Source organism: Sphaerisporangium krabiense (genome assembly GCF_014200435.1).
GTDB lineage: Bacteria > Actinomycetota > Actinomycetes > Streptosporangiales > Streptosporangiaceae > Sphaerisporangium > Sphaerisporangium krabiense.
This window is the reverse complement of record NZ_JACHBR010000001.1, coordinates 1797008-1822061: the sequence shown is the minus strand read 5'-3', so window position 1 is coordinate 1822061 and position 25054 is coordinate 1797008. Positions and strand designations below refer to the sequence as shown.

Annotated in this window: 20 protein-coding genes; 14 read left to right on the top strand and 6 right to left on the bottom strand. The window is 71.7% G+C overall.

Translation table 11 applies throughout. The features are described 5' to 3' along the window. Positions 1-214: 214 nt before the first annotated feature. A complete protein-coding gene (locus BJ981_RS07850; protein ID WP_184609383.1) occupies positions 215-1690 on the top strand; it encodes an MFS transporter in 1476 nt (491 codons plus the stop codon). Between the two features lie 74 nt (positions 1691-1764). On the opposite strand, the gene BJ981_RS07845 is transcribed toward BJ981_RS07850, so the two are convergent. Further along, positions 1765-2562, bottom strand: a complete 798-nt coding sequence (locus BJ981_RS07845) for an SAM-dependent methyltransferase (protein ID WP_239139529.1) — start codon at positions 2560-2562, stop codon at positions 1765-1767. 209 nt (positions 2563-2771) lie between these two features. Here BJ981_RS07845 and BJ981_RS07840 point away from each other — a divergent pair, with 209 nt between their 5' ends. The 6 genes from BJ981_RS07840 (at position 2772) to BJ981_RS07815 (ending at position 8792) form a co-directional block, all read left to right on the top strand. Next, entirely contained in the window at positions 2772-3317 is a 546-nt protein-coding gene (locus tag BJ981_RS07840; protein ID WP_184609380.1) for a MaoC family dehydratase, read from the top strand. A 46-nt stretch (positions 3318-3363) separates the two neighbouring features. Then, on the top strand, positions 3364-4551 hold the full coding sequence (locus tag BJ981_RS07835; protein ID WP_204070510.1) for an acyl-CoA dehydrogenase family protein: 1188 nt from the start codon (positions 3364-3366) through the stop codon (positions 4549-4551). A gap of 171 nt (positions 4552-4722) precedes the next feature. Then, complete coding sequence (locus BJ981_RS07830; protein ID WP_184609378.1) at positions 4723-5280, top strand: MFS transporter; 558 nt, start codon at positions 4723-4725, stop codon at positions 5278-5280. Positions 5281-5675: 395 nt separating this feature from the next. Continuing rightward, complete coding sequence (locus BJ981_RS07825) at positions 5676-6290, top strand: sigma-70 family RNA polymerase sigma factor (RefSeq protein ID WP_239139528.1); 615 nt, start codon at positions 5676-5678, stop codon at positions 6288-6290. 18 nt (positions 6291-6308) lie between these two features. Further along, complete coding sequence (locus BJ981_RS07820) at positions 6309-7361, top strand: enolase C-terminal domain-like protein (RefSeq protein WP_184609376.1); 1053 nt, start codon at positions 6309-6311, stop codon at positions 7359-7361. Positions 7362-7661: 300 nt separating this feature from the next. Next, positions 7662-8792, top strand: coding sequence for an MFS transporter (locus BJ981_RS07815; protein ID WP_204070509.1), 1131 nt, complete (start codon positions 7662-7664; stop codon positions 8790-8792). Here BJ981_RS07815 and BJ981_RS07810 read toward each other — a convergent pair. Then, complete coding sequence (locus tag BJ981_RS07810) at positions 8763-9848, bottom strand: pyridoxal-phosphate dependent enzyme (RefSeq protein ID WP_204070533.1); 1086 nt, start codon at positions 9846-9848, stop codon at positions 8763-8765. The genes BJ981_RS07815 and BJ981_RS07810 overlap by 30 nt on opposite strands. Positions 9849-10225: 377 nt before the next feature. Here BJ981_RS07810 and BJ981_RS07805 point away from each other — a divergent pair, with 377 nt between their 5' ends. From BJ981_RS07805 to BJ981_RS07795, 3 genes are read left to right on the top strand one after another with little or no spacing between them, the layout of a single operon-like run. Beyond that, positions 10226-10987, top strand: a complete 762-nt coding sequence (locus tag BJ981_RS07805; RefSeq protein WP_184609372.1) for a class I SAM-dependent methyltransferase — start codon at positions 10226-10228, stop codon at positions 10985-10987. Beyond that, complete coding sequence (locus BJ981_RS07800; RefSeq protein WP_184609370.1) at positions 10984-12207, top strand: ATP-grasp domain-containing protein; 1224 nt, start codon at positions 10984-10986, stop codon at positions 12205-12207. Before BJ981_RS07805 ends, BJ981_RS07800 begins: the two co-directional genes overlap by 4 nt. Before the next feature lie 18 nt (positions 12208-12225). Continuing rightward, a complete protein-coding gene (locus tag BJ981_RS07795; protein ID WP_184609368.1) occupies positions 12226-12972 on the top strand; it encodes a class I SAM-dependent DNA methyltransferase in 747 nt (248 codons plus the stop codon). 28 nt (positions 12973-13000) lie between these two features. Here BJ981_RS07795 and BJ981_RS07790 read toward each other — a convergent pair whose 3' ends face one another. The 4 genes from BJ981_RS07790 to BJ981_RS07775 are packed head-to-tail and all read right to left on the bottom strand — an operon-like array spanning position 13001 to position 18296. Beyond that, positions 13001-13786: an ABC transporter ATP-binding protein gene (locus tag BJ981_RS07790; RefSeq protein ID WP_184609366.1), complete on the bottom strand. Its 786-nt coding sequence runs from the start codon at positions 13784-13786 to the stop codon at positions 13001-13003. A 3-nt stretch (positions 13787-13789) separates the two neighbouring features. Further along, positions 13790-15727, bottom strand: coding sequence for a dipeptide/oligopeptide/nickel ABC transporter permease/ATP-binding protein (locus BJ981_RS07785; RefSeq protein WP_184609364.1), 1938 nt, complete (start codon positions 15725-15727; stop codon positions 13790-13792). Then, on the bottom strand, positions 15724-16707 hold the full coding sequence (locus BJ981_RS07780; protein ID WP_184609362.1) for an ABC transporter permease: 984 nt from the start codon (positions 16705-16707) through the stop codon (positions 15724-15726). The genes BJ981_RS07785 and BJ981_RS07780 overlap by 4 nt, the downstream gene beginning before the upstream one ends. Continuing rightward, complete coding sequence (locus BJ981_RS07775; RefSeq protein WP_184609361.1) at positions 16704-18296, bottom strand: ABC transporter substrate-binding protein; 1593 nt, start codon at positions 18294-18296, stop codon at positions 16704-16706. Before BJ981_RS07775 ends, BJ981_RS07780 begins: the two co-directional genes overlap by 4 nt. A 121-nt stretch (positions 18297-18417) precedes the next feature. Here BJ981_RS07775 and BJ981_RS07770 point away from each other — a divergent pair, with 121 nt between their 5' ends. The 4 genes from BJ981_RS07770 (at position 18418) to BJ981_RS07755 (ending at position 24959) form a co-directional block, all read left to right on the top strand. Then, on the top strand, positions 18418-20322 hold the full coding sequence (locus BJ981_RS07770; protein WP_184609359.1) for a sensor histidine kinase: 1905 nt from the start codon (positions 18418-18420) through the stop codon (positions 20320-20322). Beyond that, positions 20319-20972, top strand: a complete 654-nt coding sequence (locus BJ981_RS07765; protein WP_184609357.1) for a response regulator — start codon at positions 20319-20321, stop codon at positions 20970-20972. Before BJ981_RS07770 ends, BJ981_RS07765 begins: the two co-directional genes overlap by 4 nt. A gap of 77 nt (positions 20973-21049) precedes the next feature. Further along, the gene (locus tag BJ981_RS07760; RefSeq protein WP_184609355.1) at positions 21050-22327 is read left to right on the top strand and encodes an alpha/beta hydrolase; all 1278 of its coding nucleotides are present in this window, start codon (positions 21050-21052) and stop codon (positions 22325-22327) included. Between the two features lie 742 nt (positions 22328-23069). Next, positions 23070-24959 carry a SpoIIE family protein phosphatase gene (locus BJ981_RS07755; RefSeq protein WP_239139526.1) on the top strand — a complete coding sequence of 630 codons (1890 nt, stop codon included), beginning with the start codon at positions 23070-23072 and terminating at the stop codon, positions 24957-24959. Positions 24960-25054: the final 95 nt, after the last annotated feature.

Here is a 25054-nt window from a genome sequence, read left to right as displayed (position 1 = left end):
CCGCCAGGCGGCGGTGGTGGGAGCCGTCCCGATGAACGGGATCCGCGATGCGGGGGCACCTGCCGTTTCCTAGCGTCACCTCAGCACTCCTGGCCCACCCCCCGAAAGGATCTGGCATGCCCATCCGCTTCCCCGGTCGCCGCCGGCTACGAGATCGACGAGAACGTCCTGGCGCGCGACCTCACCTGGGTCTACTTGGCAGTGCGGGGGAGCGATGACCACGAACCACGTGGCCGGTGGGCACACGGGCGCGCGTGCCGGCGGTCCCGACGAACGATGGTCGGCCCGCTGGGTCGGGCGGCTGATCGTCCTGGTGCTCGTCTCCGAGGTCATTCCGGTGTCGATGAGCCTCGCCGGTACGGCGCTGCCCGCGATCAGCGGGGAGTACCGGACGACCCAGGCGAGCTGGACGCTCACCGCCGCCTTCCTGGCGGCGGCGGTCGCCATGCCGCTGATCGGCAAGATCGCCGACATCGTGGGGAAGAAGAAGGTCCTGCTCATCGTGCTGGGCTGCACCACGATCGGATCGGTGGTCTCCGCGCTCGCGCCCTCCTTCCTGCTGTTCGCGGTCGGCCGGGCAATGCAGGGCGCCGCGTTCGCGCTGGTGTTCCTGTGCTACTCGCTGATCAGAGATCTCTTTCCGCCGAGGTTGGTGACCTTCGCGGTCAGCGTCACGGTCACGGGCACCGGGCTCATCGTCATCGGGCAGCCGTTCCTGGCAGGCTGGCTGATCGATGGCTACGGCGTCGGCGGCGTCTTCTGGTTCCTCGCCGTGCTGACCACGGTGCTGCTGGCGCTGTCCGCGGCCGTGGTCCCGGAGAGCGGCGTCCGGGTCTCCGAGTCCCGGCCCGACTTCGCCGGAGCCGCGCTGCTGGGCTTCGGTGTCGCGGCGATCCTGCTCGGGGTGAGCATCGCGCCGGAACTCGGGTTCCTGTCCCTGCCGGTGGTGGCGCTGGTCCTGGCCGGTCTGGCGCTGGTCGTGTGCTGGGTGTTCCAGGCGCGGCGGGTCGCCCAGCCGCTGATCGACCTGCGACTGCTGGGCAGCCGCAGCCTGCTGCCGATCGTGGCGGGCGGCGGCCTGGTGTACGGGGCGGGCGCGTCGATCACCCTGGTCCTGCCGATCCTGGCGATGACACCGCGCGAGATCGGCGCCGGCTACGGATTCGGCCTGACCGCCACCGGCTACGCGCTGTTCGGGATGGCCTCCGGGGCCGGCCTGGTCGTCGGCGGCCTGCTGGTGGGCCTGACGGCCAGGCAGGGAGCCCGCCGGCATCTGATCATCGCCTCCGGCGTGCTGATCCTCGGGACGATCGCCTCGGCGCTGTTCAAGGCGGACTACGCCATGCTGATGGTGGCGACCACGATCGCCGCTCTCGGCCTGGGCGTGGGCTCCGCCGCGATCCCGAACCTCGTGATCGAGTCCGTGCCGCCGGAGCGGCAGGTGATCAGCTCCAGCATCGTCGAGGTCAGCCGCACGCTCATCGCGTCGATCGTCACCCCGGTGGTGTTCGTCGTCATGAACAGCAACATCGCCCGCGTGGCCGGCGGCCAGCCGATCTACACCACCGGAGCCTTCGACGGCGCGTACCTCGCGGTCGGACTGACGATCGCCGCCGGCGGTGCGGTATCCCTGCTCATCCGCCGCCGCACCACTGGCGACCCCTCCCCGTCGCCCGTGCCCGGACACTGAGCCCTGCTCGACCTGGGCGCGAGTCGTGGGCGGGATGTTCCGGGGTCGCGGGTCAGGCCGGGCGAGGGAGCCGGTCAGGCTTTGACGGCCAGCCCGCCGTACATCGAGACCATGGAGTCCCTCACGAGGAGCGCCCTGTCGTCCGGCCGCCATCGGTGTACCGGCACCACGCCCGGCTCGATCAGTTCGAACCCGGTGAAGAACTCCTCGATCTGGGCTCTGGTGCGGGCCTTGGACATGATGCCGCGGCGGTTGTACTGGGCGACGGCCTCGCTCACCAGTTTGCCGGGCGCGCTGTCGAGCGCGATGGTCGACAGGGTCAGGAAACTGCCCGCGGGCAGCGGCTTCATCAGGCGTTCGATGATCGAGCGCACCTCGTCCTCGTCATGGATGAAGTGCACCACGGCGATCAGGCACAGCGCGACGGGACGGCTGAAGTCGAAGGTCTCGCGGACCTCAGGGGAGTCGATGATGGCGTCCGGGTCGTTCAGGTCCGCCTGGATGTAGCGGGTCCTGCCCTCCGGGGTGCTGGTGAGCAGGGCGCGGGCGTGCACGAGCACGAGCGGGTCGTTGTCCACGTAGATGACGCGCGCGGCAGGATCGGCCTCCTGGGCCACCTGGTGCAGGTTGGGCGAGGTGGGCAGCCCGGTTCCGATGTCGATGAACTGGTCGACGCCACGCTCGGCCGCCAGGTAGCGGGTCACCCTGACCATGAAGTCGCGGTTGGCGCGCACGGACGTCGGCATGTACGGCGCGATCTTGATGACGTCCTCGGCCGCCGTGCGGTCGGCCTCGAAGTTGTCCTTGCCACCCAGGAGGTAGTCATAGACGCGCGCCGAGTGCGGCACGTTCGTCCTGAGATTGACTCCCACCTGCCCGTCGTCGGCCAACCCCGCACCTCCACGTCGATCTACCGCCATATGGCCCACGTTAGCGGGATTCAGGTACCAGGATCTCGCGAATGCACCTCTCACAGCAACACGCGAACGCGCACCGTGACGACCGGCGAACCGCCTGAGTGTCGTCTCGAAACTCCCGGGGTAGCAGACTGGGAAGGAAGCCGACCGAAGAGGAGGTCGCGATGACCACCGAATCGGCAGAGCGGGTCTCGTGGCCGGGCCGCTACTTCGAGGACTTCTCCGTGGGCGACATGTACCGGCATCCGCTGGGGCGGACAGTGACCGCCACCGACAACGTATGGCAGGCCCTCCTGACCCAGAACACCATGCCGGTGCACTTCGACGCGCACTACGCGGCCCAGACCGGGTTCGGCCGGCGCCTGGTGGACTCGACGTTCACGCTGGCCCTGGTCACCGGGCAGAGCGTCACGGACGTCTCGCAACACGTGATGGCGAACCTCGGCTGGGACAGGGTGCGGCTGCCGAACCCGGTGTTCGAGGGCGACACGATCTACTCGCAGTCGGAGGTGCTGTCCGTCCGGGAGTCGCGCTCCCGCCGCGAGGTGGGCATCGTGACCGTCCGCACCATCGGCTTCAACCAGCGTGGCGAGATCGTCATCATCTTCGAGCGCACCATGATGATCTACCGGCGTGGCCACGGGCCCGACGTGACCGCCGTGCGGCCGGTGTGGGACGAGCGAGCACGGCGCGCGGTACAGGGGCCATGAGAGTCCGATCGTGGCTCTGCACGCCCGATCGAGGAGGGGATCGGGCGTGAACGATATCGCCATTCACGACACCGACGCGGCCCACCAGCGGCTGTCCGCGGAGGTGCGCGAGCTCTGTGAGCGTTTCGGCGACGAGTACTGGCGCGCCCGCGATCGCGAGCGGGCCTATCCGGAGGAGTTCGTCCGCGCCCTCACCGAGGCCGGGTACCTGTCGGTCCTCATTCCGAAGGAGTACGGCGGGCTGGGGATGGGGGTCACCGAGGGAGGCATCATCCTGCAGGAGATCAACCGTTCCGGCGGCCACTCCGCCGCCTGCCACGCCCAGATGTACACGATGGCGCCGTTGCTGCGGCACGGCGGCGAGGAGCAGAGACGGCGCCATCTGCCCGCGATCGCGACCGGCGCGCTGCGGCTGCAGGCGTTCTCCATCACCGAGCCCGAGGCCGGATCCAACACCACCCGGATCCGCACCATGGCGGTGCGCGACGGCGAGGACTACGTGGTGACCGGCCACAAGAACTGGACCAGCCGGATCGCCCAGTCGGACCTTCTGATGCTGCTGGCCCGCACTCGTCCGCTCGCGGAGGAGCCCGCCGAACGGACCGAGGGCATCAGTCTCTTTCTCGTCGACCTGCGTCAGGTCCGGCGGGAGCAGCCCGGCACGCTGGTCGTCGAACCGGTCCGCACCATGTTCAACTACGCCACCAACCAGGTCTGGTACAAGGGGATGCGGATCCCCGCCGACAGCCTGATCGGCGAGGAGGGGCACGGATTCCGCTACGTCATCGACGGCTGGAACGCCGAACGCATCCTGCTGGCCTCCGAGGCCATCGGCGACGGGTACTGGTTCCTCGACCGGGCGATCGCGTACGCCAGGCGGCGTGACGTCTTCGGTCACCCCATCGGCGCCGACCAGGGCGTGCAGTTCCCGCTGGCCCGCGCCTACACCCAGGTCGCCGCGGCGGACCAGATGCGCACCCGCGCGGCCGCCCTGTTCGACAGCGGGCGGCACAGCGGAGCCGAGGCGAACACGGCCAAGTTCCTGGCCAGCGAGGCCAGCTGGCAGGCGGCCAACGTCTGCCTGGACATCCACGGCGGCAACGGATTCGTGGACACCTGGGACGTCGAGCGCAAGTTCCGCGAGACCCGCCTCTACCAGGTCGCCCCCGTCAACAACAACTTGATCCTGGCCTTCCTCGGACAGCACGTCCTCGGACTGCCCCGCTCCTACTGACCGCGATCGTGACAACGGTGCCCGCGGCCCCCACACCCGCCCGCGCCTTCTGTCGATTTCACCGGGGTCTCACGCCTGTTCTGGTGGACGACGGGCGCTATGGAGTGCCCTCGCGCACTAAGGGTTTCTGGGGCTTTTCAGCGGGTGTGGACGCCTGTAAGGATGTGCACTGTGTCCCGCAGGGAGTCGGTGTTACGACTGCCACGAGCGCTGGTCTTCGGCGCCGTGTGCATCGCGGTTTCGGCGGGCGGGCACGTCTTCGCCGGGGGCGGGCCGATCCCCGCGCCGTTGCTGTTCGCCGGCGTGCTCGGCGTGACGGCGCTGGCCTACGTCCTCAGCGGCCGCGAACGCGGACCTGGTGAGATCCTCGCCGCGACCGTCTGCTCGCAGGTCGCGCTCCATCAGATCTTCGGGGCCGGAGCCCCGGTTCCCGCCGAGGCCGGGTTCGGCGGTCACGCTCATTCGGGCATCGGCATGGTGCTGATCCACCTGGTGGTCGCACTGCTGACCGGATGGTGGGTGTACCGCGGCGAGAGCGCGTTGTGGCTCATGATCCGCCTGTGCGGTGTGCGGATCCCCCTGGTCCGCCTGCTCGTGATGCTGACCGGCGAGGTTCTGACGCCGCCGCGGCGAGCGGTGCCGGCGTTCGACGTCCATCCGTGCGGTGGCCTGATGGTCGCCGAGGGAGTCACCCGGCGCGGGCCGCCGAGCCCGATTCTCGCCGGCTGAGTCCGCACCCGCCTGGGCTCGCGACGGCCGAGAGGCACCCGGCCTTGGGACGCTGCCGATGTACGCGTGGGCGGCCGCGCCGGCCACGCCGTGGCCGCGCGGGCCGAGGCCGCCTCGTGGCGGTGTCGCGTCGCCCGGTGGCGAATCCGTGCCGTCCGCCGGTGACCGGCGCCGGCGCTGCGTGCTGCCCGTCCTCGGGCCTCCGTCCGGCTCGGCGTGCCGCGCCGCCGCCCCGCGGTCGCCGGCGTCGCGGCACAGCCCTGAGCGGGCGCGGCCTGTCCGCGGCGATCCTCGCCGGCCTGGTCTGAGGGCCGCCGAGCCTCATTACTTCCTTCTCCGGGTGGTCCGTCCCCGCCCGGCTGTCCTCGTACCCCGAATTCGGTTGGAGCGTGGCCATGTCTTGTTCCCCCCTGCCCATGATGACCCCGCCGTCCGGCTTGGCCGGACGCACCGCGGCGCCCGCCGACGATGATCGGCTGACCCGGCTCGCGATGGTGGCACGCGACGGCAGGCCCGATGACGTCGAGGCGTTCGTGCGCGCCGTCTATGGCGACGTGCGCAGGTTCGCCGCCTACCTGGCCGGGATACCGGCGGCGGAGGACCTCACCCAGGAGACGTTCCTGCGTGTGCTGGGCAGCCTGCCCGGGTTCGCGGGCCGGTCATCCGCGCGGACGTGGCTGTTGTCCATCGTCCGGCGGGTGGTCGTCGACCGGTTCCGGGCCGCGGCGGTCCGCCCGGTCGTCGCGGAACTGCCGGACTGGCAGGCGGCCGCCGAACGGTGCCAGCCACGCGACGTGCCGGGCCCGGAAGAGGGCGTCGCGCTGGCCGACCTTCTGCTCCAGCTTCCGTTCGAACGGCGCGAGGCTTTCGTCCTGACCCAGGTCTCGCGGTTGTCGTACGCCGAGGCGGCCGAGCTGATCGGCTGCCCGGTCGGCACGGTGCGTTCCCGCGTGGCCAGGGCCCGCGGCCAGCTCGTCGAGGCGTTGCTGGCCGCCGACCAGGCCGCGTGACCCGTGGCCCCCATGGAGGTGAGCGTCCGCCGTCTGACCTTGCGCCTGCTCACGGTCTTCCGGAGTTCGCGCCTCGCCTACGACTCGACCGACACCTGTGTCGCGACCATCGTTCACGACGGCGTCGCCGGCCACGGGGAGGGGACGCCCGCCTGGGCGCACGGCGAGACCCTGGAGGAGGTCATCGCCGCGGTCACCGCGGAAGGCGAGAGCATTCTCGGTCCCGGCCTGTCCGATCCCGAGAAGGTCCTCGACCGGATAGCGGACTGGAAGGCGCCGGTGGGCGCCCGGATGGCCCTCGACGGCGCGGTGCATGACTGGCTCGGCCGGTCAGCCGGGCAGCCGACCTGGCGGCTGCTCGGCGTCCCTCGCACCCTGACCGAGCCGACCGGGTACACGATCGGGATCGCCGGCGTGGCGGAGACCCTGGCGGCGGTCGCGAACGCCCCGCACGTGGGCGCGCTGAAGATGAAGGTGCGCGGCGCCGAGGATCTCGACCGGCTGATCGCCGTGCGGGGGGCGACCGCCCTGCCGGTCCGCGTCGACCCCAATGGGGCGTGGGATTTCGAGACGGCCCGGCTGCTGACCCCGCACCTGCGCGACCTCGGCATCCAGCTCGTCGAGCAGCCATTTCCCGTGGAAGCGGTCGACGACTATCGGCGGTACCGGGAGGTGCCGGACCGGCTGCCGGTCTTCCTGGACGAGGGCTGCACCGACGTGGCGAGCGTTCGTGCCGCGCGAGCGCTCGCCGACGGCGTCGTGGTCAAGCTGGCCAAGTCGGGGGGCGTCCGGGCCACCCGGAGGGTGATGGAGACCGCGCGGCGAGTCGGCCTGTCGGTGATGCTCAGCTGCAACTGCGAGTCGGAGCTGGCACTGAGCCAGGCGGCCCTGCTGTCTCCCCTGGCCGAACGCATAGACATCGACAGCCAGTTCCTGCTGCGCGATCCGCCCTTCCGGGGGCTGGGGCTCGACCGGGGGCACATCGTCCTCGGGGATGCCCCTGGCCTGGGTGTCGTGTCCCGGGAGGAGGGCGGATCCGACCCCGGCCCCGCGCCGGCCGTGGGATGGTGATGGCGGCCCGTACCGGAGGAGCGGGAACCGCACGGGCCTTCCGCACGACCGTCTTCTCACCGTCCCGCCATGGTTCCCGCGGGGCGGGTCGTCGCGGACGCGAGCGGTCGGGAGGTCGCCGGTGAACTGGTGTGAGGTACTGGAACGGCGTCCCGCCGGAGCATCCCGGGCCGTTCCCCGCGGGTCGGCCGGCCGATGACGGCGCCGCCCTCGCCCCGGCCCGAAACGCGCGGAGCCGGGGGCCGCCGACCGGCGATCCCGCGAGGTCGTCCCTTCACGGGGGCGCACCTCGCGGTGCTGGTGGGCGGCTTTCTGGTCAACGTCGGCTCCTTCTCCATCTATCCGTTCATGGCCGTGTTGCTGCGTGAGCGGATGGGCATGGGGATGGAGCAGGCCGGCGTGGTGCTGGGGGCCGCGACCCTGGTGCAGTTCGCCACCGCGCCGTTCACGGCGGCGGTGGCCGAGCGGGTGGGATTGCGGCGATCGCTGATCGGTGCCCTGGTCCTCTACAGCCTCGGCGGGGTCGCCTTCCTGACGGGAGCGGGCGCCCCGGTGCTCACCGTCGCGGGCCTGATCCTCATCTCCGCAGGCGGCTCCCTCTATTCGCCCGCGTACCGCAGCTACCTCGTGCGCGGCGCGAGCAGCGAGCAACGGCCCCGGCTGGTCTCCGCGGGCAACGCCGCCGGCAACCTCGGCATCGCTCTCGGACCGGTCGTGGGGGCCCTGCTCATCCAGCGTCCCGGCGAGATGTTCACCGTCGTCACCGCGGTCTACGCGAGCGTGGCGCTCGGGCATGTCTTCCTGCGCGGGGAGCGGCGCGTCGAGGACGCCCCGGCGGTGGAGCCGTTCCGGCGGATGCTGCACGGCCTGGCGGTGCTGCCCTTCGTCGTCACCGCCCTGACCTTCTACGTGCACATGCAGTTCTACCAGTACCTTTCCAGCTACGCGCAGGGGCGCGTGGCCACTGTGGTCTTCGGCGTGGCGATGATGGGGTACTCGCTCGGGCTGGTGCTCGTGCAACCGCTGGTGGCGCGGCGCGTCGAGCGGATGAGTCACGCGGCGGCGATGGGCATCGGGTTCGGCTGCCTGGCGGCGGGCATGGTCGCCTTCGCCGGCGGGAACGGGCTCACGCTCGTGGCCGGCGTCGCCGTCATCAGTGTCGGCAGCGCGGTGCTGTTCCTCAAGAACGACCTCGAGGCGCTGGCCAGGTCGAGGCGGTCCGCCACCGTGGTCTTCGGGCAGCAGCGGCTGGCCGTCGGCGTCGGCTCCTGCCTCAGCGGCGTCGTCGGCGGCACCGTGTACGACGTGTTCGAGCGCGGCGGCCACCTTCCGATGTTCTGGCTCGTCGTGGCCGCCCAGTGCGTCCTGTACCCGGTACTCGTGCTCGCGGCCGGGCGGCTCTCATCCGGTCGCGGCCGGCCGGCCGCCTGACGGGCAGGGACGGGGTGAGTCGGCCGTCAGGGGGGTGGCCGCAGGCATGCGGCCGGGTGGGGAAGGGTGTCGGCGGCGTGCCCAGGGCATGGTCGACCAGGGCGGGGTCAGGTCATCGAGCGACGTGATCTCGGTGGGCTGGAGCGTGTCCGCGTCCGGGGCCTCGTCGTGGCGGGCGAACACCTTCTCGACGTAGCGGTGCCCGGTGTCGGCCCCGACCAGCAGGTGGGTCCGCTCCGGATGGCGCCGCGCCTCCCAGCGCGCGGCCAGGTACGCCGCGCCGGTGGACAGGCCCGCGAAGACCGCGTGCGCGCGCATCAGCGCGATCGTGCCGGCCATGGCGTGCCGGAAGCTCATCCAGTGGATCCGGTCGTAGAGCTCGTGCCGGACGTTGTCGAAGGGGATGGCGCTGCCGATGCCGGCGATGATGGCCTCGGGGTCGGCGAACCGTTCGCTGCCGAAGCTCACGCTGCCGAAGGGCTGGATCCCGACCAGCCGGGCCGACGGTTCGTGCTCCCTGATCGGCTGGATCAGGCCGGCGCTCGACGCGCCCGTGCCGACGCTGGTCACCAGGGTGAGCGGGGTGTCGGGCAGGGCCGTCCGCACCAGCGCCGCCGTCTCCGCGTACCCCAGGCAGTGCACCGGGTCGTGGTACTGGCGCATCCAGTGCATGTGGGGGTTTCCGCGCAGGAGTTCCTGGACGCGGGCCACCCGCCGGTGCTGGTCGAGCCGCAGGTTCGTCTCGGCGGGCATCTGGTCCACGGTGGCGCCGAGGATCTCCAACTGCGACCGGATGGCCGGGGTCACCGTGGTGGAGGCGACGATGTGGCAGCGCAGTCCGTGGCGGTGGCACACCATGGCCAGGGCGAGTGCGTAGATGCCGCTGGAACTGTCGATGAGGGTGTCGCCAGGGCGTACGGTTCCCGCCTCCAGCAGTGCCCGTACCGCCCCGAGGGCGGCGTAGATCTTCAGTGTCTCGAAGCGGGCGAGGACCATGTTGCCGGAAAGGCGGATCAGGCTCGGCGCCTTGATCGCGTCGGTGACATGGGAGTGCAGCGGCGGCGTGCTCGTCGACGTGCCCAGGGACGGCATGGTGGAACGCTCCTCGGCGTGCTGGATCGGGGTGCGGGTGGCCATGACGGCGGGACGCCGCCACGGTGGAGGCACGATGATGCGGGGCCCGGGCCGACGAGGAACGCCGGCGCATCGTCGCTGGATTGGTCGCCCCGCCGGCGGGGTTAGTTCCGGATGAAGGGAAAAAGATCGGAGATTCGCCGCTGACATGGCGTCATGGCCGATGCTGATCGGCTGTCGCGGTCGTCCCCGGCCGTCCGGCGGCCGCACCGGACGCGGTTCTCCTCCATCGCCGGGAACTTCTCCCCGTCGCCGCGCGACCTGTGATTCATGGGTCGTCGCACGAATCGGAGCTGCCGGTGGAGTGGTTTGAGGACGACACGTTCTGGGCGGACTTCGCCGGGGCACTGTTCGCGCCGGAGCGCCTGAGAGAGGCGCGGGCATGGGTGGCGACCTCCCCGCTGCTCGACCTGCCGCCCGGGACCACGGTGCTCGACCTGGGCTGCGGCCCGGGCACCTACGCCGTACCTCTCGCCGAGCGGGGAGCCCGCGTCACCGGGGTGGATCTCAGTGGCGCCATGCTGGACCGGGCCCGCGAGGCCGCCCAGGCGGCCGGATTGACGGTCCGCCTGGTCCGCGCCGACATGCGGGAGTTCGTCGAGCCGCACCGCTACGACGAGGTCGTCAGCATGTACACCTCTTTCGGGTACTTCGCCGACCCGGCGCAGAACCAGCTCGTGCTGCGCAACGCCTGGCGGAGCCTGGTGCCCGGCGGCCGGTTGCTGATGGACCTGTTCAGCAAAGAGATCTTCGCCCGGTGGGCCGGCACCCCGAAGGTGGTCGAGGTCGACGGGGGTTCCCTGTTCATGCGGGACACCATTCTGGACGACTGGACCCGCTTCCGCAGCGACTGGACTCTGGTGCGGGGCGGCACGGCCCGGCACGGGTTCTTCGAGCAGTTCGTCTACAGCGCCGCCGAGATCCGCTCCATGCTGGCCGCCGCCGGGTTCACCGACATCGTCTGCTTCGGCGGCTTCGCCGGGGAGCCGTACGACAACAACGCGAAGCGGCTGGTCGTCCAGGCGACCCGCCCGCGGGAAGCCGAGGCGGGCCGGCCGTGACCATCGTTCTCCTCGAAGCCCTCACCTTCGGCCTCGCACGCCTGCGGGACGCCGCCGCCGAGGCCGGGCACCGGCTGTGCCTGCTGACCGGCAACCGGTCGGTGTACGGCTACGAACTCGCCCGCCTGGGGCCGCGGGACCTGGAGGTGGTCGACGTGGACACCACCGACGTGCCGGCCTGCGCCGCGGTCCTCGACCGGATTCCCGATCTGGCCGGACTGGTCAACTCCACCGACACCTGGATGCTGCCCGGGGCGGAGCTGGCCGGACGGTTCGGCCTGGCCACCCTCGGCCTGGACGTCGCCCGCACCCTGCGGGACAAGGCCGAGGTCCGCACCCTGCTGCACCGGGCAGGGCTGAGCAGGGCCGGCGCGACCCGGGTGGAGCCGACGGCCGAAGCGGTCACCGAGGCGGTCGCGGCGATCGGCGTCCCCGCGATCGTGAAGGACTCGGCGGGCACCTCCTCCCGGTCGGTCTGGCTGATCCGTGACGACGCCGAACTCGACCGGGCCGCCCGCGAGGTCAAGGAGGCCACCCTGATGGGCGCCCATCTCGTGGCCGAACCGTACTTCCCCGGCCCCGTCTACAGCGCCGAGACGGTCAGCTGGGAGGGGCGCACGAGGCTGCTCGGGGTCGCCGTGCACCTCCACACGCCCGAACCGGTCCGGCGAGAGGAGGCCGTCGCCTTCCCGGTCGCCTTCCCACAGCCCGAGCTGGACCGGCTGGAGACCTGGATCGGCGAGGTCCTCGGCGCGGTCGGGTTCTCCGCCGGCGTCGCCCACACCGAGTTCGCCCACACCCCGGACGGCCCCGAGGTCGTGGAGGTCAACGGGCGAATCGCGGGGGCGGTCATCGGGGAGATGATGAGCCGCTCGCTGCGGGAGAACGTGTACACCGCCGTCATCGACGCCGCGCTCGGCCGGCGGCCCCGGCTGCTGGACGCGCCGCTGACCGTGGGGCGGGGCTACGGCATGGCCTTCCTGCACCCTCCGGCCCCTGGCCGGCTCGCCGGCTGGCGCGGCCCCGAACGGCTGCCGCTCTTCCCCGGGTCCCCCGAGTTCTTCCCGACCGCCCAGGCCGGGGACCTGATCGTCCACCTCGCCGACCAGCGGGGCTGCACCGCCCTCGTGATGGCCGAGGGAACCACCGCCGAACTGGGCCTCCACCACGCGCTGGCCGCGGCCGGCGCCGTCACCCACGACATGCGACCGCTGGACTGACCCCGGGACAGGAGCCCTATGAACGAGTACGGACCGGAGACCTACGGCGAGCGCAACGCCGACGTCTACGACGAGTGGCACGCCGACCTCGACCCGGCCGACGCCGTGCGCTGCCTGGCCGAGCTGATCAAGGAGGGGCCGGCGGGCCCGGTCCTCGAACTGGCCGTGGGCACCGGCCGGGTCACCATCCCCCTGGCCGCGCAAGGCATCGACCTGCGGGGCGTCGACGCCTCCGAGGCGATGGTGGCCCGTATGCGGGCCAAACCCGGGGGAGAGCGCATCCCCGTCACGATCGGCGACATGGCCGACGTCGACACCGGCACCGACGAGCGGTTCGCCATGGTCTTCGTCGTCTTCACCACCTTCTTCTTCCTGATGACCCAGGAAGCCCAGGTGCGCTGCTTCGCCAACGTCGCCCGGCGGCTCGCCCCGGGCGGGCGGTTCGTTCTGGAGTGCCTGGTGCCCGACCTCGCCCGCTACCAACGCAACCAGAGCCTCGACACCCACCGCGTCGATCACGACCACGTGCGCCTGGTCGCGGTCCGCCACGACCCGATCGGCCAGCGTTTCGACGGCCAGCACATTCTCATCACCGACCAGGGCATCCGGCTGGCCCCGGTCTCCATGCGCTACGCCTGGCCGTCCGAACTCGACCTGATGGCCCGCCTCGCCGGGTTGGAGCCGCGCCACCGCTGGGGCGGCTGGCGCCGCGAACCGTACCTCGGCACCGGCGCCCACGTCACCGTCTACGAGAAGCCCGCCTAGCCCGTCGCCTCGCCGGTTCGACGGCGCGTCAGCCGGGCGGACGCCCCTCGGATCCGGCATCGATCGTGGGGGTCGCCGCGAGCAGGGCACGGGTGTAGGGGTGACGGGGCGTGGTGGTCACCTCCAGGGTCGGGCCCTGCTCGACGATACGGCCGTCGCGCATGACCGCGACCCGGTCCGCGAGCTGCCGGACCACGGCGAGATCGTGGGTGATGAACAGGCAGCCCAGACCGAGCCGGTCGCGCAGGTCGCACAGCAGGTTGAGCACCTTGGCCTGCACCGACACGTCGAGCGCGGTGACGGGTTCGTCGCACACGAGCAGGCGGGGCCCCAGGGCGAGCGCCCGCGCGATGGCCACCCGCTGCCGCTGGCCCCCCGACAACTGCCGGGGCCGGCGCTCGCCCACGCCGGGATCGAGCCCGACGAGGTCGAGCAGCTCGTCCACGCGGGCCGAGCGTGCCCGGGAGTCGCCGATCCGGTGGATGCGGAGCGGCTCGGCCAAGGCCTGCCGTACCCTCTGCCGAGGGCTGAGGGTGAGATACGGATCCTGGAACACCATCTGGACGTGTCGTCGATGGTCTCGCAGCGCCCGGCCCCGCAGGGTGTGCACGTCCACCCCGGCGAAGCGCACCACGCCCGCGCTGGGGCGGTCGAGTCCGGTGATGACGCGCGCGAGCGTCGTCTTGCCGCAGCCGGACTCACCGACGAGCCCGACGATCTCGCCCCCGTCGACGCGGATCGTGACGTCCTTGACCACGGTCACCCGGTGACGGCCACCGAGGTAGCCGGCGGTGAGCCGTTCGACCTCCAGCATGGGTCAGAGCCCCTCCCGCTCATCGGCCGTCCGCGGTGGGCGCGCGGCCCCGCCGGGATGGCGCGGGCACGCCGACCGGTGCGCCGGCGCGGAGGCCGTCGGTTCCAGGGCCGGCCGGTCCTTCGCGCAGGCCGCGACGGCGATCGGGCACCGCGGTGCGAACGCGCAGCCGCCGGTCTCGTCCGGGCCGGTGCCCGCGCGTCCCGGCATGGTACGGAAACGGGTGCCCGGCGCCGCTCCGGGGCGCGGCACGGCGTCGAGCAGGCCACGGGTGTAGGGATGATCCGGGTCGCCGATCACGGTGGCGAGCGGCCCCGATTCCACGATCCGCCCGGCGTACATGACGGCCACGTCGTCGGCCAGTCGCGAGACCACCGCCAGGTCGTGGCTGACCACGACCATGGCCATGCCCAGCTCGTCGCGCAGCCTTCCCAGCAGGTCGAGCACCCGCGCCTGCACGGTCACGTCGAGCGCGGAGGTCGGCTCGTCGGCGACGAGCAACTCCGGTTCACCGGCCAGGGCGACGGCGATCTGCACGCGTTGCCGCATCCCACCGGAGAGCCGGTGCGGCAGCTCACCGGCGATCGCGGCGGGGTCGGGCAGACCGGCCAGGCGCAGTAGCTCTTCGCTGACGCGGCGGGTGGCGGCCCGCCGTCCTCCCCGGCCCGCGTTGCGGACGGCCTCGTCGACGTGCGCGCCGACGGTCCGCAGCGGGTTGAGCACCGCGAGGCTGTCCTGGAAGACCACACCCACCTGGCGGCCGTTGACCCGGCGCCGCTCGCGCGGCGTGAGGCCCATCAGTTCGCGGGCCCCGGCGCCTGTCGACAACGTCGCCGAGCCGGTGACCACCGCGCTGGGGTCCAGCAGGCCGAAGGGCGCCAGCGCCGACGTGGTCTTGCCGCTCCCGGTCTCGCCGACGATGGCCAGCACCCGTGCGCGCCGGACCTCGTACGAGACCGCGGCGACGACGCGGCGACGCCCGTCGCCGTACGGGTAGCCGACCGACAGGTCCCGCACGCGCAGCAGCACGGCGTCGTCATCGGCGGAGGCGGCCGGGGTGACGGATGCCCCGGCCGGACGCCGGAGCGCCGGACGTACCAGCCGCAGGATGGAGGGCCGCTCGTCGCCGCCCGCCAGACGCTCCCCGAGCAGGTTGCTCGCGAACACCACGGCCGTGATCGCGATGCCGGGCGGGTAGGCCAGCCACCAGGCGGAGGCCAGGAAGGGGCGCCCCTCGACGAGCATCTGACCCCACTCGGGCTGCGGCGGCGGGATGCCGAGGCCGAGGAAGCTCAACGTGGCCACGCCGAGCACGATGGCGCCGACGTCGGTGCCGGCGTAGACCAGGCACGGCGCGAGAGCGGGCGGGAGCAGATGCCGGCCGACGACGCGCACGGGCCCGGCGCCGAGCAGCCGCAGCGCGTCCAGGTGCGGGCTGCCCCGCAGGCCCGCGACCTGGGCGCGCGCGATGCGGGCGTACGGCGCCCACGTCCACAGGGACATCGCGACGACCAGGTTCTCCACGCCGGGGCCCCGCACTCCGATGACCGCCAGCGCCACCAGCATCCCGGGCAGGGAGACGGCCATGTCGATCACCCGCGCGATCACCCGGTCGACGCCGCCGCCCAGGTAACCGGCCACCGTGCCGGTGACGACGCCGACGGTCATCGAGATCGCCAGGACCGCCGCCGTCACCGACAGCGAGACGCGCGCGCCGTACAGGATGCGGCTGAGCTGATCCCGTCCGAGCTGATCGGTGCCGAGCAGGTGGTCCGCGGACGGCGGCAGCAGGCCCGCCGTCAGATCGATGGCCGCCGGATCGGCGGGGGAGAGGACGGGGGCCAGCAGTCCCGCGATCGCGAACACGATCAGCGGAAGGGCGGCCGGCGTGACGCCGCGCACGCTCGCCGGAAGTCCCCACCGGCGACGTCCCTCGGTCACGTCCCTCCCTGCCGGAGCCGCGACCTTCGCCCGCCACGGCGGTCGATGAGGGCGTGCAGGACGTCGGCGAGGCGGTTCGCCAGGATGAACCCGCAGCCCAGGGCCAGCGCGCCGGCTTGTATGGCAGGGACGTCCCTGGCCGCCGCCGCGTGCACGAAATAGGCGCCGAGACCAGGCCAGCCGAAGATCTGCTCCACGACGACCGTGCCCACCAGCAGACCGCCGACCATGACTCCGGCCAGGGACAGGATCGGCCCGGCGGCGTTGGGCAGGCCGTCGCGGAGCACGATCGAGACCGGCCCGCTGCCCCGCGCCCGCGCGGCGAGGACGTACGGCCGGTCGAGCGCCTCGCGTAGCGTGACGGCCACCACCCGGCTGAGGGCGCCGGCCGCCGGCAGTCCGAGCACCGTCACCGGCATCACCCATGTCGCGGGGCCCGCCATCCCCGACGTCGGCGCCAGGCCGAGGCGAAGGGCGATCACCAGCACCAGCAGGTAGCTCAGCCAGAACGCCGGCACCGAGGCCGCCAGCAGCGCCCCGCCGCGCAGGGCTCCGCGCAGCGGGCCGCGTCCGAGCACCGCTCCGGCGACGCCGGTGGCGATGCCCACCACGAGGGCCACCACGGCGGAGCCGGCCACCAACCTCAGCGTCACGTCCAGCCGATCGGCCATCTCCGGTCCGATCGGCGTGTTCGTCCGCAGCGACACCCCGAAGTCGCCGGTGCTCGCGCCGGCGAGCCACCGCAGGTACCGCACCAGAGCGGGAGCGTCGAGGCCCAGTTCGGCGCGGACGACCTCGATCTGCTCGGGCGTGGCGGCGCGGCCGGCTCTCGTCGCCGCCAGGACCGCCGCGGGGTCACCTCGCGCCAGCAGGACGAGCGCGAAGACGCCGGCGGAGAGCGCGAGGAGCACCCCGGCGGTGTCGACGGCCCACCGCGCGGCGTGGCGTCCGGCGGAGCCCACCCGTCCCGGTGCTCTCATCCGATGGTGACTCCGGTCAGGTCGAGGTCGACGTCGGTGGCCGGGACCGCGAAGCCTCGCACCTCGCCGCGGACCGCCCACAGCCGCGGCCGGTAGACCAGCGGCACGAACCCGGCGTCGGCGGCCACGGCGTCATAGAGGGCCTGATACGCCGTCGCGCGGGAGGCGGGGTCCCGGGCGAACAGCGCCTTGTCGACCAGGTCCTCGGTGGCCGGCGTCGCCCAGAGCGGTGCCCGCGCGTCGCCGGTGAACAGGGAAACGATCGAGCTGGAGGGATCGTAGGGCGCGCCGAGGGTCTCGAAGAACGTGATGTCGTACCTGCCCTCCGCGCGTTCGTCGTAGTACGCGGCGGCGTCGACCGGCGTGATCTCGACCCCGATGCCCACCTGCCCGAGAGCCGCGGCGATCGCCGCGGCCATGGTGCGAGGGTCGAGCTGCCCCTCGGCCGGGGCCGCGGGAATGAGCAGCCGCAGCGAGAGCGGTTTCCCGTCCTTGACCCGGGTCTTCCCGCCGAGGGTGTATCCGGCGGCGTCCAGCGCTCCGGCCGCACCGGCCGGGTCGAAGCCCAGGCGCAGATCGGTGCCGGAGTCGGGCACGTCCGGCGGGAACACCCGCCTGGCCGGTCGCGCCTGCCCCAGGAACAGCGCCTTCGCCAGCGACGCGGTGTCGATCGACTTGATGACGGCCTCCCGTACCGCCTTGTCGCCGGCCGGGCCCTTGGGGTTGAACCCGAGCATGATGGAGACGTCCGGCGCGCCGGTGAGCAGCTTGACGTCGTCGCGCCCGCTGAGCGAGCGGGCCTCCACGGGGGTGATCGGCGCCAGGTACGGGCCGCCGGCCAGGTCGAGCTCGCCGTTGGCCATCGCGTCGATCCGGGCCTGCGAGTCGGGGATGACCTTGAACTCCAGCCGCTTCAGCCGGGGTTTCTGCCCCCAGTAGCCGTCGTTGCGTTCCAGCACCGCTCCCGTGGCGGTGTTGGACACGAGCTTCCAGGCGCCGGTGCCCACAGCGTTCTGGAACCTGCCGTCGGCGGCGACCGACTTCGGGCTGAGCAGCCGGACGGGCCGTACGATCGACATCTCCTGGAGCAAGGGCTCGTACGGCTCGGACAGCTTGAGCACGACGGTGTCCGGGTCCGGAGCCTCGACCGCGGTGATGACCTTCGACGCCCGGAAGAAGGAGAAGCGCTCGTTGCCCACCCACCGATCGAAGTTCCACTTGACGGCGGCGGCGTCCACCGGCGCGCCGTCGGTGAAGCGCACGCCGTCCCGCAGGTCGAACGTCACCTGCTTGCCGTCCTTGGCGACGGTCCAGGACTCGGCCAGGCCCGGCTCCAGCCGGCCGTTCTCGCCGTAGGTGACCAGCGGTTCGTAGATCGCGTCCAGCAGCAGGAAGTTCCCGGTGAACGCGTGCGGATCCAGCGCCCCCGACTCCGCGCTCAGCCCGATGCGCAGCGTCGTGGACGCCGAAGCGCCGCTCGTGGACCCCGAAGCGCCGCTCGCGGGTGCGCCGCCGGATCCGGAGCTACAGGCGCCGGCGAACGCGAGCGACACGGCGAGGGCGGCGACGAGCGAACGTGGTCGCGGCACGGATCCTCCTGAGGGCGGCGGCTGACGGCACCACGGGTGCCAGGGAGTGGCTCCCATCAGTAGTCGCCCGCACACCCGGCCTGGTTCCCGCCACTTCCTCGGGGCGAGGCATGATCTGGTGGTGAGCGTCGTGTCATGGACCCTCCTCGTCGCCGCCATGGTTCTGTACGGCATCGCCGTTCGGCGCACCGCCGGGGCCGCGGCCGCGGCGGCGGGTGTGATCGTTGTGGTGGTGGCGGGTGAGGCCGCGATCGTCGGGGAGCCGCCGCGGTCAGTGGCGGGACTGGCCCTGCTGTCAGGTGGCCTGGTCGCGATGGCCTGGGCGTTCGGCCGGTCGCGCAGACGGAGCCGAGCGCGACGGGACGCGCTGGCCGCGTACCGCGCGGCGTGGCCGGCGCAGTGGTCGGCGGCGGCCGACGCCGAGCGGCTCAGGTTGGCCGCCGAGTTGCACGACACGGCCGCTCACCGCCTCACGAGCATCGCGGTGAGCGCGGCCTCGGCCCTGCACGTGACCGATCGCGGGCTCCAGGAGGACGCTCTGCGGCACGCCGGACAGGAGGGCCGGTCGGCCGCCGCCGAACTGGCCGTCGTGGATACCACCGTGTCCGATCTCGCGGCGATAGACGGGCTGATCGGCTCGTGGCCTGAGCTCGGCCTCACCTACCGCAGAACGGTCGACCATGTGTCACCGCAGGTCGCGGACGCGGCCTACCGCGTGGTCCGCGAGGCGTTGACCAACGCGGCGCGGTACGCGAGCGGGGCCGAGGTGCGGGTCGGCGTGGAGCACGACTCCGGCTGCCTGACAGTGCTGGTCAGTGACGGCGGCGGCGCGGCACGGCATGGCGACCTCGGTTCCGGGCATGGGCTGGCAGGGCTGGCCGCGACGGTGGCGAGCCGCGGTGGAACCTTCGAGGCGAGCCCTGACGGCCCCGGGTGGACGGTGCGTGCGCGTTTTCCCGCCGCCGCCGAGGTCCCCCCGGTCAGGGCGGAGTGGTGGCGCGGCCCACGCGCCTGGGACGCCGCGCTGGTCGGGCTCGCCTTCGCGCTGTCGATAGGGGCGAGCCTGCTGCCGGGCTCCACGACGGTCTCCACCAAGCAGTTGGCCGTGCTGGTCCCCCTGTTCGTGGCGCATGCGATACCGCTGTGGTGGCGTACGCGAGCGCCGCTGTGGAGCCTCGCGGCGATGGTGTCGATCTACCCGATCGCCCTGGCGGCGTGGGTGGCCGGATGGTCCTCGATACCCGCGGGTGACCTGTTCCTGTGGGGCTTCTGGGTGGAGTTGGCGCAGGTGTACGCCTTCGGCGTCCATCGTGATCGGGCCCGGGGGCTGCTCGCGGCCCTGCTCGTCGCCGCGGTGGGCGGCCTGGCGCTGGCCATGGGGCCGGGCGTCAGCGGTGACGGCGCGGCCGTCTGGGCGGTGCTCGCCCTGGGCGTGGCCGTCGTGACGGTGCCGGTCTGGGCGCTGGGCGCGATGGTGGCGCGGGCGCGAGCACGGCGTCGCGAGGCGGAAGGAGCGGCCGGCGACCTGCACAGGCGGCGGCTGTCGGCCGCCGCGCGGGCAGAACGCGAGCGGGTCGCGGCGGGGCTGCGCCGTACGGCCTCGCGACACGCGGAAGCGGTCGTGGTGGCGGCCGACGAAGGTCGGCTCAGCGTGGTGCTCGACGAGGCCCGCGCCGGGCTCGGCGCGGTCAGGGAGCTGCTGGACGAGTTGCGCCGGCCCTCGGGCGCCGACGACCCGCCGCCGACGCTCGCCGGGCTGGCGGTCCTGGCCGCGCGGCAGATGGTCGCGGTACGTCAGATCGGCGATCCGCGGGGACTGGTCCCGGAGCTCGAGGTGGGCATGTTCCGAGCCGCACAGGAGTTCTCCGGACCAGCGGTCACCGTGTCCTACCGGCATGACGGTGTGCTCGTCGCGGGCGCGACGAGCCCGGACGCGCGGCGGCGCCTGCACGTGCTGGCCGACGCGTACGGCGGCGCGTCGGCCGTGGGAGCGGGCGGCACCGTACACGTGTGGTTGCCCAGATGATCAGGGTGATGGTGGCCGACGACCAGGCGGTGGTCAGGGCCGGTATCAGCGCCGTGCTCGCCGCCGAGCCTGATCTCGAGGTGGTGGGGCAGGCCGCGGACGGGCACTCCGCCGTCGCGATGGTCGCGTCGCTGCGGCCGGACGTCGTGCTCATGGACGTCAGGATGCCGGTGCTCGACGGGCTGGCCGCCACCGCGTCCATCACCGCCCGCGCCTCCGGCACCAGGGTCATCGTTCTGACGACCTTCGGCCTCGACGAGTACGTGTTCGGGGCTCTGCGCGCGGGCGCGTCCGGCTTCCTGCTCAAGGACGCCGAGCCCGCGCGGGTCGTCGACGCGGTGCGGGTCATCGCCCGTGGCGACGCGCTACTGGACCCCGCGATCACGCAGCGGCTGCTCGGCCGCCTCGCCGCGGCCTCCACCCCCGCCCCGGCGACCGCACTGGACCGGTTCACGCCACGCGAGAGCCAGGTACTGCGGCATCTCGCCCGAGGGCTGTCCAACGCCGAGATCGGCCGTGCCCTCCGGATCAGTCCGGCCACGGTCAAGGACCACGTCTCGGTGATCCTGGCCAAACTCGGCGTGCGCGACCGGTTGCACGCCACCATCTACGCCTACGAATCGGGCCTGATCCGTCCCGGGAACCACTGACACCCCGCCGCGCGGCGGGAGTCCGGATCGGTCCTGGGCAGGAGGGACGGCCCGCCCGCCGTTCATAGCGTTGCCGTATGAAACGTGTGTCAGGGGCGGTCCTGCTGGTCGGTGCGGAGATCGCCGCGGTGGTGGCCGGGGTGGTCGCGTTCTTCCTCACCGCCGTGGTGACCGCGAGCGTGCCGGTGTTCGCGGCGGCCGGGCTGGCAGCGGTCGCGGTGATCAGCCGGCTACTGGGGCGGCCCGCGTTCCGGAGACTCGGCGCACCACGGCTCGTCATCCCCTACGTCGTGGTCAACACCCTCGCGGTCGCCGCCCTCGCGGCGCTCACGGTGTTCCGCGCGTCCCCCGTGCCCGCGCCGGCCGCGCCCCCCGCGCCGGTCGCGTTCTGGCGGCTGCCCACCGGCTCGACCATCGCCTACGTCAAGCTCGGCGGAGAGGGCGTGGCCGGCCGCCCGCCCGTGATCTTCCTGCACGGCGGACCGGGAACGCCAGGGGAGGGGCTCCCGGAGGGCGGCCGGGAACTCGCGGCGGCCGGCTTCGACGTCTACGCCTACGATCAGCTCGGCGCCGGACGCTCCACCCGGCTGGCCGACCCGAGCGGCTACACGGTCGCCCGGCACGTGGCCGACCTCGAGGCGATCCGCCAGACCATCGGCGCAGAGAAGATGATCCTGGTCGGCCGCTCCTGGGGTGGCACGCTCTCGGCCGCCTACCTCGCCGCGCACCCCGATCGCGTCGCCAAGGCCGTGCTCACCTCGCCGGGCGCCATCTGGGAGCCCGCCTTCCCGAACGGGATCGGCTCTCCCTGGGACACCCTGCCCGCCGGCCTCCAGGCCCGAGCCGACGAACTGACCAGCACCCCGCGCATGCTGGCGCAGGCACTGCTCCTCCAGCTCAACCCCGCCGCCGCGCACGCCATGGTGCCCGACGCGGAGGCCGACACCCGGATGCGGGAGCTTCTGCTCGTCGCCAAGGACGCCACCGGCTGCGAGAACGCGCCCCCCGCCCCGGTGCACGGCAACCTGCCCGGCTTCTACGGCAACCAGATCACCGCCGCGGACGCCGCCGCGGTCGCCGACCCGCGGCCGAGGCTGCGCGGCGTCCATGTGCCCACGCTCATCATGCGCGGCCAGTGCGACTACCTGAAGTGGGAGGTCACCTACGACTACCGGCGCACACTCCCCGAGTCGACCCTCGTCTACATCCCCGGCGCCGGCCACTCCATCGCCAACGGCCGCCCCGACCTCTACCGCGGCCTCCTCACGGCCTTCCTCCTCGACCGCCCCCTTCCCCGCCCCGCCTACACCGCGCCCACCGACCCCGCCCGCTCACCGGCGGACGGGGCCTCCTGATCGCGATCACAGCCGCGTCTGGTGAACCCGGACGTCCGGTCGTGGAGCGTCTGGTCACCCACGCGAAAGCCGGCGCCGTGACCCGGGATCTGTGGACCTGCGCCTCGTCTGCGAACCCGTGCGAGAGGTCGTCGTAGTCGAGGCCAGGCCCACCATGCACCAGAGTGCGGATCCGAGGGTGACTTGAACCCTTCGCCTGTTTCCTCGGCTCCCAACCAGGTCCTTGGCTGTACGTCGCGGGCCATGAAAGCCATAGAGGTCTTGCTCCGTCGTGAGTGGCGATCACGCAGGCAGCCTGATGGAGCCGAGGATTGGTATTGCGTGCTGTGGCATTAGTCGCCATTGTCGATAGTGGTGTCGCTGATGATTTGGTTGAGAAGCCCGATCGTGCCACCTGTAGCGGCGCCAGTGCCCAGAAACGCCCCGGCGGCGGATCTAGTGGCCCAATAGGTAAGGGCTCCGGCCGCCGCGCCGAAGATCAGGGACAGGCCGAAGATCAGGGCGGCCCGAACGGTCAGGAGCGGGGACGTTGAGCGAGCCGGGCGATTCACGAGGATTCCTCTCGTTCCAGTCCGCCCCGCTGTGGCGGGGCAGGGCGCAAGTGCTTGGCTCTAGGAAGCCAGAAGTCCGAGGTGTTGCGCCGCACTGCAACGGCCACAGGTGTCACGTTGCGAACAGTTGGCAACGCCATCAATGGCGACGAGCGCTCCCGGGGCCAATGCGCAAGGGCGATGATGGACGCGTGAGCGAGATCGACCGCCGTCCAGCCGAGTTGGCGCCATTGAGCCCGGAACTCAGTCCGCAGGTCATGGTGTGGGCGAAAGAGTTGCGCGCTCAGTTCACCGCCCTGGGTATGTCGATAAGCCTGTTCTCCCGGCTTCACCCGATCGATAAGGGCAGTGTGTCCCGGTACCTGAATGGCAAACGAGTGCCCGCTGACAGGTGGTTTCTCGATCAGGTGCTGGCCTTGCGGGCGAGTGCAGGAACTGCCGTGACCGATGAGGTCCGCGCGCACCTCGTAGACCTTCAGATGGCCGCTCTCAAAGTCGCTCATCCGCACGAGTACCGGATCCGTAAGGTCAGTGATGAGTTAGAGATCGCGGTCACTAGCTGGAAGGAGGCCGAGCGCTACGCCCAGACACTGGAGCGCCAGCTCACCGAGCGTAACGGAAGCCTCCAGCACCTGGTCATCGAGAATGAGCGTCTTCGTGCCGCCTGGGATCACGACCGCACGCGATACGACCACGAGATCAGCTATCTCAGCGAGCAACTGAAACTGGCCCGCGACCGAACCCGGCAGGCGGAACTACGCGTCCAGGTACTCGAAGAACTTCTCGATGAGCTGGACTCTCGGCCACCAGTGCAAGGCCATTCCGCCGGCGCCATTCACGAAGGAGTTCACCTGCAGCGGGCAACCGCCCTGCTGGCAGAGGCGATCACTCTGCAACAAGTTGTGGACGTGGTCTGGAATATCGGCCGTACGATGCTGACGGCCGACCGCGCGACTGTCGCGCTGCTCGACGCCAATGGTATGGGACTGGAAGTGATCAGAGGCGAGGGCGCCCTTGAGGGTCCTGACGAGTTCGGCGAATGGATTCCCCTGTCTATGAGCAGTGTGATGACCATGGCGCTGAACAGCCACCGGTTGGTCCTCGCCGAGTCCCCTGAGTCGTTCAGGGCCCAGCTACGCGAGGCCGGAGGCGACGAGGGCGCGCTGGACAACTACCTGTCCCGCACTGACGAACGAGCCTGGATAGGCCTGCCCCTGCTCGTCGCCGGGGGGGTGCTGGGGGCGCTGGAGTTCTCTTTCACCCGTCCACGGAACTTCTCGCAGGAAGAGGAGGTTTTCCTCAGGGTCCTGGCCGAACAGGGCTCTCTTGCCGTCCAGCGGGCGCAATTGTTCGAGCACGAGCATCGCACCGCCGAGATGCTCCAGCGGAGTCTGCTGCCCGAACGGCTGCCTGAGGTTCCCGGGCTCACGCTGGTCCGGCGCTTCATGTCCAGTAGCCGCAACACGCAGGTGGGCGGCGACTGGTACGACGCATTCGCCGTACAGGACGGACGGATCGCGGTCGTGGTCGGCGAATTCACTGGCAGGGGTGTCAAAGCCGCTGCGGGGATGGGCCGGATCCGTAATGCCGTGCGGGCCCTCTCTCTCACCAACCCGCCGCCTGCGGCAGTGCTCACCGGCCTTGACCGGGTCTTCGACGCTATCGAGGATGGAGAGCAGGTCGCCACTCTCGCCTATCTGATCGTCGAGCCTGGCACCGGGGAGGGCACGATCGGGCTCGCGGGCCACCCGCCCCCCTTGCTGGTGTCGCCAGAGGGTCCCGCGGTTCTGTTCGCCGGCCAGCCTGGTACACCGCTCGGCTGGCCCGTCGTCCGCAGGCAGGCCCGGTTTCGCATTCCGCCCGGGCACACCGCCGTCCTCTACTCTGACGGGCTCGTGACGAACAGGAAGCGCGGATTGGACGCCGGACTCATAGAGATTTGCAATGTCGCAACGGAAGCCTCGCCTGCGACTCGGCATAATCCTGATCTACTGGTGAATTTCCTAGTAGATCGCATGATGTCCGGCTATGAGCCGGATGACGACATTACCGTGCTCGCGATTCACGTCCCTCCCCGTTGAAGGCCTGGCAGCGGATCGAGCCGTCAGTGCCCGCCACGGACGGTCGTGGCCGTCCGTGGCGCGGGCATCGCCGGGAGGGGCGCCGGCCAATGTCA

Excerpts from the sequence above, each read along its gene's own strand:
- BJ981_RS07850 (WP_184609383.1), top strand. The coding sequence starts at position 215 with ATGACCACGAACCACGTGGCCGGTGGGCACACGGGCGCGCGTGCCGGC.
- BJ981_RS07840 (WP_184609380.1), top strand. The coding sequence starts at position 2,772 with ATGACCACCGAATCGGCAGAGCGGGTCTCGTGGCCGGGCCGCTACTTC.
- BJ981_RS07825 (WP_239139528.1), top strand. The coding sequence starts at position 5,676 with ATGTCTTGTTCCCCCCTGCCCATGATGACCCCGCCGTCCGGCTTGGCC.
- BJ981_RS07795 (WP_184609368.1), top strand. The coding sequence starts at position 12,226 with ATGAACGAGTACGGACCGGAGACCTACGGCGAGCGCAACGCCGACGTC.
- BJ981_RS07790 (WP_184609366.1), bottom strand. The coding sequence starts at position 13,786 with ATGCTGGAGGTCGAACGGCTCACCGCCGGCTACCTCGGTGGCCGTCAC.
- BJ981_RS07780 (WP_184609362.1), bottom strand. The coding sequence starts at position 16,707 with ATGAGAGCACCGGGACGGGTGGGCTCCGCCGGACGCCACGCCGCGCGG.
- BJ981_RS07765 (WP_184609357.1), top strand. The coding sequence starts at position 20,319 with ATGATCAGGGTGATGGTGGCCGACGACCAGGCGGTGGTCAGGGCCGGT.
- BJ981_RS07760 (WP_184609355.1), top strand. The coding sequence starts at position 21,050 with ATGAAACGTGTGTCAGGGGCGGTCCTGCTGGTCGGTGCGGAGATCGCC.